Annotated in this window: 12 protein-coding genes; 6 read left to right on the forward strand and 6 right to left on the reverse strand. The window is 64.7% G+C overall.

The features are described from left to right. Positions 1 to 4: 4 nt before the first annotated feature. Together V5A38_RS02380 and V5A38_RS02385 are read left to right on the forward strand one after the other, a co-directional pair. A complete protein-coding gene (locus tag V5A38_RS02380; protein ID WP_332324144.1) occupies positions 5 to 151 on the forward strand; it encodes a hypothetical protein in 147 nt (48 codons plus the stop codon). A 335-nt stretch (positions 152 to 486) separates the two neighbouring features. Then, positions 487 to 762 (forward strand): PadR family transcriptional regulator, encoded by a 276-nt coding sequence (locus V5A38_RS02385; protein WP_332324145.1) that lies wholly within the window; start codon positions 487 to 489, stop codon positions 760 to 762. 1 nt (position 763) lies between these two features. Here V5A38_RS02385 and V5A38_RS02390 read toward each other — a convergent pair whose 3' ends face one another. Then, a complete protein-coding gene (locus V5A38_RS02390; protein WP_332324146.1) occupies positions 764 to 1,969 on the reverse strand; it encodes an AI-2E family transporter in 1,206 nt (401 codons plus the stop codon). Positions 1,970 to 2,380: 411 nt separating this feature from the next. On the opposite strand from V5A38_RS02390, the gene V5A38_RS02395 reads away from it, so the two are divergent. Beyond that, positions 2,381 to 3,721: an aminotransferase class III-fold pyridoxal phosphate-dependent enzyme gene (locus V5A38_RS02395; protein WP_332324147.1), complete on the forward strand. Its 1,341-nt coding sequence runs from the start codon at positions 2,381 to 2,383 to the stop codon at positions 3,719 to 3,721. A 72-nt stretch (positions 3,722 to 3,793) separates the two neighbouring features. Here the strand turns inward: V5A38_RS02395 and V5A38_RS02400 are convergent, their stop codons facing one another. Further along, positions 3,794 to 4,492, reverse strand: a complete 699-nt coding sequence (locus V5A38_RS02400; protein WP_332324148.1) for an SDR family oxidoreductase — start codon at positions 4,490 to 4,492, stop codon at positions 3,794 to 3,796. Between the two features lie 241 nt (positions 4,493 to 4,733). Between V5A38_RS02400 and V5A38_RS02405 the strand changes: the two genes are divergently transcribed. Beyond that, a complete protein-coding gene (locus V5A38_RS02405) occupies positions 4,734 to 5,024 on the forward strand; it encodes a zinc ribbon domain-containing protein (protein WP_332324149.1) in 291 nt (96 codons plus the stop codon). Between the two features lie 166 nt (positions 5,025 to 5,190). Here the strand turns inward: V5A38_RS02405 and V5A38_RS02410 are convergent, their stop codons facing one another. Further along, complete coding sequence (locus V5A38_RS02410) at positions 5,191 to 5,511, reverse strand: hypothetical protein (protein WP_332324150.1); 321 nt, start codon at positions 5,509 to 5,511, stop codon at positions 5,191 to 5,193. A gap of 267 nt (positions 5,512 to 5,778) precedes the next feature. On the opposite strand from V5A38_RS02410, the gene V5A38_RS02415 reads away from it, so the two are divergent. Together V5A38_RS02415 and V5A38_RS02420 are read left to right on the forward strand one after the other, a co-directional pair. Beyond that, positions 5,779 to 6,720, forward strand: a complete 942-nt coding sequence (locus V5A38_RS02415) for an A/G-specific adenine glycosylase (protein WP_332324151.1) — start codon at positions 5,779 to 5,781, stop codon at positions 6,718 to 6,720. Between the two features lie 314 nt (positions 6,721 to 7,034). Next, complete coding sequence (locus V5A38_RS02420) at positions 7,035 to 8,042, forward strand: sodium:calcium antiporter (protein ID WP_332324152.1); 1,008 nt, start codon at positions 7,035 to 7,037, stop codon at positions 8,040 to 8,042. 75 nt (positions 8,043 to 8,117) lie between these two features. Here V5A38_RS02420 and V5A38_RS02425 read toward each other — a convergent pair whose 3' ends face one another. From V5A38_RS02425 to V5A38_RS02435, 3 genes are all read right to left on the reverse strand, one after another. Then, positions 8,118 to 8,651: a hypothetical protein gene (locus V5A38_RS02425; RefSeq protein WP_332324153.1), complete on the reverse strand. Its 534-nt coding sequence runs from the start codon at positions 8,649 to 8,651 to the stop codon at positions 8,118 to 8,120. 44 nt (positions 8,652 to 8,695) lie between these two features. Next, positions 8,696 to 9,028: a hypothetical protein gene (locus tag V5A38_RS02430; protein WP_332324154.1), complete on the reverse strand. Its 333-nt coding sequence runs from the start codon at positions 9,026 to 9,028 to the stop codon at positions 8,696 to 8,698. A gap of 139 nt (positions 9,029 to 9,167) precedes the next feature. After that, positions 9,168 to 10,349: a redox-regulated ATPase YchF gene (locus tag V5A38_RS02435; RefSeq protein ID WP_332324155.1), complete on the reverse strand. Its 1,182-nt coding sequence runs from the start codon at positions 10,347 to 10,349 to the stop codon at positions 9,168 to 9,170. Between the last annotated feature and the right edge of the window lie 353 nt (positions 10,350 to 10,702).

Here is a 10,702-nt window from a genome sequence, read left to right on the forward strand (position 1 = left end):
CAGTATGCGCGAGGAAGCCGAGATTCGGGAGCAGTACGAATTTCTACAGGAGCAACTCGAGTCCGAGGAGATGAACCACGAGGGCGTCAGGCAGATGTTCACCTATTACAAACGAGCACTCGGCTGGGTGCTCGAGGAGGAGCATATCTGAGCGAGAGACCCTGTTCAATCTCCGACAACACTACGTTTAACTACACCCACGGCCATTATCAAGTGACGCTTCGACTGGAGGGCCGAAGCGTCAGCGGGGACCGTTTCGTGAGGCCGACCCTCGGGCACATCTTTTCTCGTGCCCGGGACGGCTTCATTTCGAACGAACTGCTGAGTACCAACGCCGTCGCTCCTATCAGAGCGACAGTATAGTGAATGTCTAAAAAAGGATACCACCTGTATTGTGCATACCTACGGTACGAGGTGTGGCTGGGCCGATACCCCGTACCGCCCCAAACCTTTATCAGTTTATCGAGACAAAATACTATCGAAGCGATGTACGACCTTACCGGGTTCCAGCGCGACCTCCTCTACGTCATTGCGGGGTTGGACGAACCACACGGGCTCGCCGTGAAAGACGAGCTCGAAAAGTACTACGAGAAAGAAATCCACCATGGGCGGCTCTACCCGAACCTCGACACCCTTGTCGATAAGGGGCTGGTCGAGAAGGGCCAGCGTGACCGACGAACGAACTACTACACGTTGACGCGACGGGGCAAGCGCGAAATCGAGGCGCGGCGGGAGTGGGAGTCCCAGTACGTCGACCTGTAGGCTACGTTTCGTCGGTCACGTCGGCCTCCTCCGAACTATTACTGGCGGAGGAGTGGTCAGGCTCGAATTCGTCGAAGCTGAACTGCTCGGTTTCGACGGCCATGTGGCTTGGGTCGATGGCGTAGGGCTCGATCGGTCGCCCAGCGATAAGCTCCGGAAGTACGATGCGGCCGAACCGAACGACGAGCACCAGCAGCATCGGCATCAGGAAGATGCCGTACCAGCCGAACAGCAGCGGACCGAGCGTGTACGCGAGCATCACCGCCCCGACGTGAAGCGACCGGCCGGAGACGTACGGTCGCAGAATGAGGTCGGGGATGGTGTCGACGACAACGAACGAGACGACGGCGAAGGCGATGACGAACGCCAGCGTCCCCGCCGCGCCCGAGAGCAACGCCTGGACCAACAGCAGCGCGGCCACCGGGAAGTACACCAGTTTCATCCCCACCACCGGGATGAGGCTCGCGATGCCGGCGAGCAGGCCAATCAGCGCCGGGGCGGGGATGCGTAGCTCTGGTGGCGCGAACACGTTGAGCGCCGAGTAGGCGATGACGCCGATGGTGCCGGTCAACACCGCGTTGAGGATGTTGCCGAAGAAGATGGAGTTGAAGTCCCGGTCGACGGCATTGAAAAACGTCTGGACGATGGCCCGCTCGTCACCGAACCGGAGGTAGAACCACCGCGCCAGCCGGTGATCGTCGCGTAGCAGATAGAACGCCAGCGCCATCATCACGAACAGGTGGATGAACGCGATGCTCAGCGTCGCAACGGTGCCGAACGCGGAGCCGAGCGAGGAGAGCAGTTGGGTGATGTCACCCGTGGAAAGCACGCCCTGAAGTGCATCCTGCAGCAGCATCGCGGGGTCGGCGACGCGGTCGAGCATCGCCGGGTCGATGCCGAGCTGTTCGAGGTCAACCGGCGCGCTGTTTGCGTATCTGTCGATCTCCTGCAGCGCGATGGTGAAGGCGTAGACGACGAGCAGCAGCGCCGGCAACACCAGCGCGAACAGCGAGACGGCGGCGGCGAGGCTGGGATTGTTGAGGGCTCGCCGCAGCTGCCGGTGTATGGGGCGGGTGGCGTAGTAGATGAACAGTCCGAACACGATCGTTCCCACGAACGAGTAGGCGACGAACAGCAGCGCGGCCGCGAGGGAGAACCCGAGCGCCCACCAGGCCAGTCGGCCTTTGTCGAGTTCGGGGAACTCCATACGCCGAAGCGGTTTGGCGCGGGCATAAACGTGTTCCCGGCGTCTGATTGTCATCACCAGTTATCGGTTCCTCTGTTGTACGTGGCGCTCTATCCAGACACGCGCGCTCCAGACCGACGCGATAGTTACGAGATCGCGCTCCGAGCCGGTGGTCCGGCTCCTCGTCGCGGGTGCGCTCGCTCTCTTTCCTTGCCTCGAGCGCGAGTGGTCGGAGAAATCCGCCCCGGTCCGGACGTTCTCGCTTATCAGTCTCTCGGAGGCGACGGCGACGATGTTCTCTCAGCGCACGGTGATCGGCGATACTCCTCACACTGATTACGGTTGCGACGTCCGCAGCGTTGCGTGCCGGCGGTTCGGTCAGCTAAACGGCTGCATCGTCAGCTTAACAATCACCCTCTGCGTGGGCGTCGCATGGACCGGCACACTGCAGAGCCGGAGGTTTCTGACCTCCCCGGTGAGAACGCACGAGCCTGGGTCGATTACCACCACGAGTTCGCCGCGCCGAGTACGTACGTCTACGAGTTCGTCTGGGACCACACCGCGCCTGCCGAGGGCCCGTTCTGTACGGACGTGGACGGCAACGTGCTGATGGATTTCACCAGCCACGTCGCCGCAGCCCCCCTTGGGTACAACAACCCCAAGATAATGGACAAACTGGGGGAGTTCGATCTCGTCGACCCGCTAAAGATCGCGGGACAGGACTTCTACGTCTCCGACGGCAACCCGCCAGGGGAATCCAAGTTCCCCGGCACGTCCGGGCTGATGGACCGCATCACCGCCATCTCCGAGACGTTCGACATGGGGACGGTGTTCATGTCGAACTCCGGCGCGGAAGCGGTCGAGAACGCGATGAAGATCGGCTACGACCACAACCCGATGGCGAAATACGCGTTCACCTTCGAGGGCGCGTTCCACGGCCGCACCCTCGGCGCGCTCTCGCTCAACCGCTCGAAAGCCGTCTACCGCAAGCGCTTCCCCGAAGTCGCGAGCGTGCACGACCTGCCGTTCTGTTCCTGTGAGGGTGCGCCCGCGTTCTGTGAGTGTGGCTACTTCGCCGGCGACGAGTCGGCGTTCCGGAAGAAGATCGACCCAAAGACCGGCCACGTCGACCCCGAGGAGGTCGCGTTCCTCATGCTGGAGCCCATCCAGGGCGAGGGCGGCTACCGGTTCCCCAGCGAGGCGTTCGCGCGCGACATCGCGGCGGTCACTGAAGAGTACGACATCACCCTCATCGCCGACGAGATTCAATCGGGCGTCGGCCGAACGGGCGAGTGGTGGGCCTCCGAGCACTATCCGTTCGACCCGGACGTGATCACCTCCGCGAAGGGCCTCCGTGTGGGCGCCACCATCTCTGATGCGGAGGTGTTCCCTGACGAGAAGAGCCGGATCTCCTCGACCTGGGGCGCCGGCGACTTCCTTGCCGCAGCCCAGGGGGCGTTCACCATCGACGCCATCGCCGAACACGACCTGCTGGACAACGCGACCGAGCGCGGCCGGCAGTTCCAGGAGACGGTTCGCGACGCCGACCTCCACGGCGTGAAAAACATTCGCGGGAAGGGGCTGATGCTCGGGATGGACTTCGAGAGTTCCGAGCTGCGTGACGACGTGGTCGCCGCGGCGTTCCAGCGTGGCCTGTTGCTACTTGCCTGTGGCCACAAGACCCTGCGCGTCCTACCGCCGATGGACGTGACCGAGCGGGAGATCGAACTCGGCGCGTCGCTGCTGACGGATGCCATCGAAGCGGTCAACTGAGAGGCTCGCCGCCGAACTCCTCACCGAACTCAACGCGGGACTGCCGTCCGCTGCGCTCGAACTACTCGTCGCTCACTGAGACACCATGTCCGTCGAGTGGACCGGGAACTCGAGCAACGTGACGTGGTCGGGACGGGTGACGGCGAAGACGACGGCCGCAGCGACCTCGCTCGGGTCGAGCGCTCGGCCGTCCCAGTCTTCCCAGTCCCGCATCTCCGTGACGACCGGTCCCGGCATCAGCGTCGTGACCCGGACGCCGGCGTCGGATACCTCCTTCCGGAGGCCGCGGCAGAACCCGTTCACGCCGAACTTCGTGGCGGAGTAGACGCCCCCGGCAGGGTTCCGCGCGTTCATCGAGGAGATCGCCACGATGTCCCCGCCCCCGGAGTCGAGCATACTCGGCAGGACAGCGTGGGTCACGTTCATCAGACCGAGGAGGTTGACCTCGACCTGTCGCCGGAGATCGGCCCGCGACTGCTCGGCGGTCGGCTCCATCACGAGGACGCCCGCGCTGGCCACCAGGACGTCGATACCGCCGAACGTCTCGGTGGTCTCCTCGACCAGCGCTTCGATCTCGGACTCCTTCGTCACGTCGGTCGGAACTGGGTGGGCACGTTCGCGACCGATCTCATTCGCGATCGTTTCGAGGCGCGTTTCCCGGCGGGCAGCCAGGACGACCTCACAGCCCTCGTCCGCGAGCGCGCGGGCGGTCGCTTCGCCGATTCCTGACGAGGCGCCGGTGACCAAGGCGACGGTACCGGACAGATCCATGACTCAATCATGTCCGTGGGTGTCATAGAACTTTGGACATCACGGGTTCGGCCCGGGCCCCGGCTCGGTCAGATCGTGGTGAACCGAGCCATTCCCCACACTCACAGGGAGCTCGGCAGTCGGATTGCGAGCGGTGCAGCGGTCGCGCCAGAGCCTGCCCCCCAACTCGACGCCTCCCACACCGGTTTCGAGACTAACTACTTTTGGGCTGGACCACATACTGTACCACGGAGGTGAACTCATGGTGAGCAGCCACTGGCTACTCGGCCTGTTGGCCGGGACGATGGCGGTTCACGCGCTGGTCCTGTCCCGTGCGTATCGCCTCCGCCAACGGGACCGTACGACCAGTACCGCCGCATCGCGAAGCGAGACAGCCCTGCTCGACGTCGAAGCGGGCGTCGTGAAATGTCCCGAGTGCGGAACCACTAACGAATCGGGATACCGGTACTGCCGGTCCTGCGTGACGGAACTCCCGATGACCATGGAGTTCGAGCGGAGCAGCGACAGTCCGCTCGGACGGGTCATGCGGTGATCGCCCGCTTTTCAATCCGCTGTTCCTCGTCGTCACCGCGAGCGACCGGAGTCCCCGTGAGCGGGTCAAGAGCCGACCGTAGCGAGGCTCGCAGACTTTTGCTCGAGCGTTTGCCAGGGCCGGCTTCGCCGGCCCGCAGCAAAAGGTCGGTACGCAAAGGTCGGTTCTACATCTGGTAGCGGCGCTCGTCGTCGCGGTCCGGATACTGGCTGCCACCGGTCATCTCCTCGTAGGTCGCGCCCGCGAGATACTCGTCGTAGGTCACGTCGTAGCCGCTGCGCAGGTGGAAATCGAGGTCGCCGCTTCCCACGACCTGCTGGAACAGCGCGTGGATGCCGCGGCGGAGCAGTTCGCCTTCGTCGGCACCCAGGGCGGCCTGCAGCATCGCGAGTTCGTTTTTCGTCTCCCGGTCGAGGGCCACGGTGGGCTCGTCGCCGAGGTCGCTGTATGCCGCCATCACGTCGTCATCGAGTTCGTCGAGACTCATGGTCGTGTGGTCCGGCGGCAGCGGAATACGGCTTGCGGAGTCAGAGCTGTGCGTGGCAGCCGGGACAGACGGCGCTTTCGACGTCGTTTTTTGCGCCACAGCGGAGACGGTCCTGCGAGCCGTCCTTCGGGGTGGGAGTCGATCAGGATGCCGAGCGGACAACGACGGCGAGCTTCTCATTGGAGACAGACGGTCCCCAGTTGTGAGCGTTCTCTTGCCTGGCGCTGGACCGCCACGGCTAACCGGCCGCCTCCCCGAGCATCCCCCATGACTGCCGGCGACTCCTCCGAGCCCGACGGGCGGGTCAAGCCGCTCCCGGCCGACGTCGACCTCGACGCCGTTCGCGACGCGCTGATTTCGTGGTACGAGGCCGACCATCGGGCGTTCCCGTGGCGCCGCACCGACGACCCCTACGAGATCCTGGTGAGCGAAGTGATGAGCCAGCAGACCCAGCTCGACAGGGTGGTGAGCGCCTGGGAGGCATTCTGCGAGCGCTGGCCCACCGTCGAGGAGCTCGCCGACGCCGACCGCGCCGAGGTGGTGGCGTTCTGGACCGACCACTCGCTCGGTTACAACAATCGCGCCAAATATCTCCACGAGGCGGCCAACCAGGTCGTCGACGACTACGGCGGCGAGTTCCCCGAATCGCCCGAGGCGCTCTCGGAGCTGATGGGTGTCGGCCCGTACACGGCCAACGCCGTCGCCTCCTTCGCGTTCAATAGCGGGAACGCCGTCGTCGACACGAACGTCAAGCGAGTCTGTCACCGCGCGTTCGCCACGCCTGATGACGACCGGTTGTTCGAGGAAGCGGCTCAGACGCTGATGCTGGAGGGCGAATCCAGCGTCTGGAACAACGCCATCATGGAACTTGGCGGCGTGGCCTGCGGGAAGAAGCCACGCTGTGACGAGGCCGGCTGCCCCTGGCGCGAGTGGTGTCACGCCTACCAGACCGGCGATTTCACCGCCCCGGACGTGCCCGAACAGCCCACGTTCGAGGGTTCACGCCGGCAGTTCCGGGGGCGGGTCGTCCGGGCGCTCTCGGAGTTCGACGAGCTCCCGCTGGCGAAGCTGGGCCCAAGAGTGCGCGTCGACTATGGGGGGGAACACGGTGAGGCGTGGCTCCGTGAGCTGGCGGCCGATCTCGACGACGACGGTCTGGTTGCGATCGACGACGACGGCGAGGAGACGGTCGTCCGACTCCGCCGGTAGCGCGGGCGGCAGGTTCACCTGCATCACCTCCCTGCGCGCTCTGGGCTCGGTGCGCTCCTGACCGAGGCTGTCGACGTACTGTGTCCCGCCGGGTTTGACTAGCCGACCGGTCGGGAGGACCCGATTCGGCCTCCCAGATAACGGGGTTAGCGCCGTCTCGTGCTCGGTCACCGTCCCAGCTCACGGAGCCGCTCCGTGAAGCGCTCGTGAACGACCCTCTGGGGGGTCTCGGAGGCGTTCCCCGTCCCCTCGCCGGTCGTGTCGCTGACTCCGGTTGGATACTCCTTTTACTGAGTACGGTGAATCACCGTTCGATGAACCCGCTGCTCGTCTCCCTTCTGCTTGCTGTCGTTTCGACGGGCGTCATCTGGAAAGGGAGCGAACTTCTCGAAGGTGCAGCTGAACGGCTGAGCAAACATTACGGGCTCCCCGTTGGCGTGCACGGTGCTGTCGTCGTCGCCGTTGGGTCAAGCTTCCCCGAACTCAGCTCCGTCGTCATCAGTACGGTGTTCCACGGCGAGTTCTCCCTGGGTGTCGGCGCCATCGTCGGGAGTGCCATCTTCAATCTCCTGGTCATCCCCGCGATGTCGGCGCTGTCGAGCGAGCGGTTGGAGTCCACTCGGGATATCGTTCTCAAGGACGCGCAGTTCTACGTCATCAGCATCCTCGTCCTGTTCATCGTCTTCGCCCTCGGTGCGACGTACGTCCCCGGGGGGACCAACGCCGCTGCGATCGTGACGCCGACGCTCGCGCTGTTCCCCATCGTGACGTACGGGATCTACGTCTTTCTCCACCAGCAGGACGTCAGTGAACACGTCAGTCTGGACGATATCTCCGTCTCGCCGCTGAAACAGTGGGCGATACTCGTGGGTGCGCTGGTGCTAATCGGCGTGGGGGTCGAGGGTGTGGTGCGCGCAGCGCTCACCTTCGGCGACGTCTTCGACACGCCGAGCTTCCTCTGGGGACTCACCGTCATCGCCGCAGCGACGAGTCTCCCCGACGCGTTCGTCAGCGTGCGTGCGGCCCAGAACGACGACGACGTCACCAGCCTCACGAACGTGCTGGGGAGCAACACGTTCAACCTCCTGGTCGCCATTCCCGTCGGCGTCCTGCTCGACGGCTCGGCGACCATCAACTTCCTCGCGGCGGTGCCGACCATGGGGTTCCTGGCGTTCGCAACGCTCGTGTTCATCGTGTTCACCCGGACCGATCTGGAGCTCACCAACGTAGAGGCCTACGGCTTCCTCGCGCTCTACGGTGTCTTCCTGGTCTGGATGGGGCTCGAATCCATCGGGGTAATCGAGACGGTGAAAGGAATCTGAGTGGGTGCAGATCGCCGGCTGAGCCGTCTTCCGACCCAATTTGCCGGTGGCGCTGTTGAACCGGTCCTCGCCTACTCACCCGGAGTGCTCGGAACGGCCACCACTCTTGCCATCTTCGCGCTCGAGCAGGCCATGTCGCTCGAACAGCGCGTTCCCTGTCTCGTAGGCCCTGAAGCCGTAGAGCTGGGAGGGACAGAGCAGATAGCGGTGCTTGACGCCGCCCTCAGACCGGTAGCGGACGACGAAGCGGGGCCGGGTCAGCAGCGGCAAGCCGTCGTGGGCGTCGACGCCGACGACCTTCTCGCGCGGGATTGTCAGCGATTCGTTCGATCCGTTGCGACCGAGATAGAGCGACCACGCGACGCCCGCGAGCAGGAGCCCGACGACCGCACCGGAGAGCCACGGTGGTGCGACGTTGAGACCGAGCGCGCCGCCGGCCAGCAGCGTCACGTAGAACAGCACGACGGCAGCGCGGCGCCAAGCCGGAATCTCCGTGCTCGTAAGCGCCTCCCGCACTGTCGCGAGCCATCCCCGGTTCTCGTACTCGATGCGGAGCTGCTCCGAGTCGACGAGACACCGGCCGGTTTTCGTCCGGAACGAGTTGCTCACGGCCATTCCGAGGCGGGTCGGCGGAATAGCGTTTTTGGGTCCACTCAGTACACCTCGAGAGAGTGACACCTATCGATCCACTCTCGCTGGTGGGTCTCCGAACTCACGACCCGACCCACGAGGTCCGCCTGCCGCCGGACACCCTCCTCGACGCACCAGCCGGCACAGTCCTGGTAGGCTCCTATCGAGAGGCGCTCACGGTCGGGCTCCCGAACGACCGGTATGGTCTCCGTGCCCGACAGCACAGCGGCCAGCGCACGGGTGTGCCCGTCCGCGAGCACGACGTGGCCGTTGTCCCCAACCTCACCACCCTCGCCGGCCACACCTCCCTCGACGACTCCGGCGTCCAGCCCAACGTCCTCCACCGGTTTCAGCATACGGGAGCGGCTTCGGGTCCGGGTCGTCGGCGTCCCACCAGTCCAGGACGTCCCGGAGTTTCTCGGCGCTCACGAGCAGTTGGCTGGGTTGGAGCGCGGCGAGGGGTAGTTGTTCGACAGAATCCGACCCCGACATGGTTCAGGACGCGGTAGAGACGATTTTGATCACGTCTCCCTCCTCCAGTTCGTGGTCCTCGCCGATGCGGCGGTTCGCCCGCGCGTCGACAGCGTGGAGATACCCCTCGCCGATATCGGTGTGGACAGCGTAGGCGAGGTCCTTCGGTGTCGAGCCATCCGGGAGCAGGACTGCGTCGGGAAGCACGTTCCCGGTGCCGTCGGTCCACTTGCTCTCGTTCTGGACGGGGTAGGCGGTGATGTGGTCGAGCAGGCCGTACACCGCCTCGTTCAGCGCCTCTTGGACCCCTGTTCCGCCGTGTTTCTCCATTACGGTCCGGACCTGTTCGAGCCCTTTCTCCTGTTTCTCGCTCACGTCGCCGACGAGTTCGAACTCCTCGTCGCCGGGGTCGTACGCCACGACGCCCGCCTCGGCGCCGTTTCGCAGCGCGAGCTCCCCGTTGGCAGTACAGGGGACGACGGGCTTGTCCACCTCCCGCAGCGCCTCGATGTTCTCCTCGGGCGCGATATCCACCTTGTTGGCGACGAGGACGATTGGCTTCGTCCTGGCGCGCAGGTCACGCGCGAGCGCGTTGCGGGTCTCGTCGTCCCAGTCCCGGGGGTTGTCGGGGTACTCGATCTCCCGGAGGGTGGCGGTCACGTCGTACTCGTCGGCGCCGAAGCCCGTGAGCAGCTCCGTCAGTGCGTCGTCGATGTCGAAGTCGGGCGACCGGGATTTGCGCTCGACGCTCTCCCAGTTGCTGTCGACGATACCCGCGAGCCAGCGGTCCATCTCCTCCTCGATGAAGGTGGCCTCCTCCAGCGGGTCGAACGTCCCGACCTCGACTGGTTCGCCCTCGGCATTCGTTGCGCCCGCGGCGTCGACGACGTTGAGGATGACGTCGGCGTCGGTGAGCGCGTCGAGGAACTGGTTGCCCAACCCCCGGCCCTCGTGGGCGCCAGGGACGAGGCCGGCCACGTCCAGAAGTTCGATGGGGACGTAGCGTTTCCCGTCGTGGCAGTTGTCGGTCCCACAGCGCTCCTCGAGGTCGAGACAGGGACAGCGAGTGCGAGTGTGGGAGACGCCGCGGTTGGGGTCGATAGTGGTGAACGGGTAGTTCCCCACGTCCACGTCGGCCATGGTGGCGGCCCTGTAGAAGGTGGATTTGCCGGCGTTTGGTTTGCCAGCGAGCGCGAGAGAGAGCATTACCTGCTGGTACTTTGCTCGGGTGCAACTGTTTTTCGGTCGGTTACTGGTACTCGGTCGGTGCGCTCACTGCGCGCTTCAGTCGCTCGTTTCACTCGCATCCTCCAGTGCGTAGCTGGCGAGAGCCTGCGGTTCTCGTCCGCCTCGCGACGGCGCAAGAACTGCGAGCACGTCTAGTCGCCGGGCGGGAGGCGGTGCGCTCTCAGTGTCCCTGGGAACTCCGAGGTGCTGTTGGCGGTACGGTTGCTGTCGTTTTGACGAAAACCGCTTCTCGTGTTGTCTTATCGGGCTGATCCACCATCCGCGAAACAGTCGTGCGCCACGAACACAGGTCCCCGAAACGTTTCCACCAC

It is taken from the genome of Halolamina sp., assembly GCF_036626355.1.
Taxonomy (GTDB): domain Archaea; phylum Halobacteriota; class Halobacteria; order Halobacteriales; family Haloferacaceae; genus Halolamina.

Coding starts and splice junctions, on each gene's coding strand:
- V5A38_RS02400 (WP_332324148.1), bottom strand. CDS start 4,492: ATGGATCTGTCCGGTACCGTCGCCTTGGTCACCGGCGCCTCGTCAGGA.
- V5A38_RS02390 (WP_332324146.1), bottom strand. CDS start 1,969: ATGGAGTTCCCCGAACTCGACAAAGGCCGACTGGCCTGGTGGGCGCTC.
- V5A38_RS02385 (WP_332324145.1), top strand. CDS start 487: ATGTACGACCTTACCGGGTTCCAGCGCGACCTCCTCTACGTCATTGCG.
- V5A38_RS02410 (WP_332324150.1), bottom strand. CDS start 5,511: ATGAGTCTCGACGAACTCGATGACGACGTGATGGCGGCATACAGCGAC.
- V5A38_RS02430 (WP_332324154.1), bottom strand. CDS start 9,028: ATGCTGAAACCGGTGGAGGACGTTGGGCTGGACGCCGGAGTCGTCGAG.
- V5A38_RS02380 (WP_332324144.1), top strand. CDS start 5: ATGCGCGAGGAAGCCGAGATTCGGGAGCAGTACGAATTTCTACAGGAG.
- V5A38_RS02420 (WP_332324152.1), top strand. CDS start 7,035: ATGAACCCGCTGCTCGTCTCCCTTCTGCTTGCTGTCGTTTCGACGGGC.
- V5A38_RS02405 (WP_332324149.1), top strand. CDS start 4,734: ATGGTGAGCAGCCACTGGCTACTCGGCCTGTTGGCCGGGACGATGGCG.
- V5A38_RS02395 (WP_332324147.1), top strand. CDS start 2,381: ATGGACCGGCACACTGCAGAGCCGGAGGTTTCTGACCTCCCCGGTGAG.
- V5A38_RS02435 (WP_332324155.1), bottom strand. CDS start 10,349: ATGCTCTCTCTCGCGCTCGCTGGCAAACCAAACGCCGGCAAATCCACC.
- V5A38_RS02415 (WP_332324151.1), top strand. CDS start 5,779: ATGACTGCCGGCGACTCCTCCGAGCCCGACGGGCGGGTCAAGCCGCTC.